General features: G+C 70.7%; 1 protein-coding gene. It reads right to left on the bottom strand.

The genetic code is table 11. The features are described 5' to 3' along the window. A partial coding sequence (locus tag IE185_RS32795; RefSeq protein WP_189716570.1) for a SpnB-like Rossmann fold domain-containing protein occupies positions 1 to 1,696 on the bottom strand: 1,696 nt, incomplete at both ends.

Genomic DNA, 1,696 nt, shown 5'->3' with positions numbered 1-1,696 from the left:
TTGCGCAGGGCGAGTTGCGGCTCGCCGGTGGCGAGTGCGGCGTGGAGCAGGTTCCGGGACTGGGTGTCGGTGTCGACGAGGATGATGCGGTCGGGGTGCTCGTTCTGTGCGGTACGGAGCAGGCCCCAGACGGCGGCCTGTTCCGGCACGGTGACAGCGTCGCGGGTGAGGACGACCAGGCGGGTGTCGTCGGGGTCGGTGGCGAGCAGGTCCTGAACGGTGCTCAGTACGCGGCCGGTCAGTGTGCGTATGTCCTCGTCGCCGCTGTCGGTCAGGTCCAGGACCGGCCAGTCGTCCCCTGTGACGGTGTCCGGCACGGCGATCGGCTGCCACTCCACCCGGAACAGCGCATCGCGCGCCGGGTCCTGTCCCGCGCCGAATTCGGCGGTGTCCACGGCCCGGAACGACAGCTCGCGGATCGACAGCACGGGTGAACCCGCCGAGTCGGCCGCCGCCACCGCGATCGCGTTCTCGCCCTGCGGCGTGATCCGCACCCGCAGCTGGCCGGCCCCGGACGCGTACAGCGCGACCCGACGCCAGGTGTGCGGCACAAGCACCTTGCCGTCTTCCCGTACGGGGCCCAGCGCGCCGAAGGCTGCGGCCGAGAGCACGGTCTCCAGCAGCGTGGGGTGCATCCCGAACGCGTCGGCGGCCTCGGCCGCCTCGCCTTCGAGCGCCACCTCGGCGTACACCTCGTCGCCGTGACGCCACACCTTGCGCAGTCCGTCGGCGAGACCCGTCACATCGACGGCCTCGGCGCTCTGCGGCGGCCGTACCGTGAAGTCGCCCGCGAACTCGGGCGCAGCGGTGAGCCGGCCTATCGCGTGCCGTACCCAGTCGTCGGACTCGTGGGTACGGGAGTGGATGCTGACCGGGCGGCGCTCGTGCGTCCTGGCGTTGCCGCTGTCGTCGGGCGCGCCGACCTGGACCCGTATCTGCATGCTGCCGCGCTCCGGCAGCACCATCGGGGCCTCCAGCGTCAGCTCCTCGATCGCTCCGGCACCCACATGGTCACCGGCGCGTACGGCGAGCTCGACGAGAACCGAGCCCGGTACGGGCGCACTTGCGCCGTCCGGCGCGAGCCACGGGTGCGTCTTCAGGGACAGCCTGCTGGTGGCCAGTACGCCGCCGGACCCCGGCAGCTCTACCAGGGCACCGAGCAGCGGGTGCTCCTCGGAGTCGAGCCCGAGCGCGCCGGCGTCGGTGCTGCCGGTGCCCTCCAGCCAGTAGCGGGTGCGTTGGAAGGGGTAGGTGGGGAGTTCGACGTGGGTGGGGCGTGTGGTGCCGAGGGCTGGTTGCCAGTCGACTGGTGTGCCGTGGACGTGGAGGGTGGCGAGGGAGGTGAGGAAGCGGGTGGTGGTGTCTTCGTTTCGGCGGAGGGTGCCGGTGGTGACGGAGGGGGTGTCGGCGTGGGTGTCGAGGATGTCCTGGACGGCCATGGAGATGACGGGGTGGGCGCTGATCTCGACGAAGGTGCGGAAGTCTTCGGTGACGAGTTGTTCGATGGATTCGCTGAAGCGGACCTGGTGGCGGAGGTTGTCGTACCAGTAGGTGCCGCCCATGGTCGTGGTGTCGAGCCACTGGCCGCGCAGGGTGGAGAAGAGGGGGACGGTGGCCTGCTGGGGTTGGATCTCGGCCAGGACGAGGGCGAGTTCGTCTTCGATGCGTTCGACGTGGCTGGTGTGGGAGGCGTAGT

Source organism: Streptomyces chryseus, assembly GCF_014650755.1.
GTDB classification, from domain to species: Bacteria; Actinomycetota; Actinomycetes; order Streptomycetales; family Streptomycetaceae; genus Streptomyces; species Streptomyces chryseus.
The sequence above is the reverse complement of the archived record's forward strand: the minus strand, read 5'-3'. Positions and strand labels throughout refer to the sequence as shown.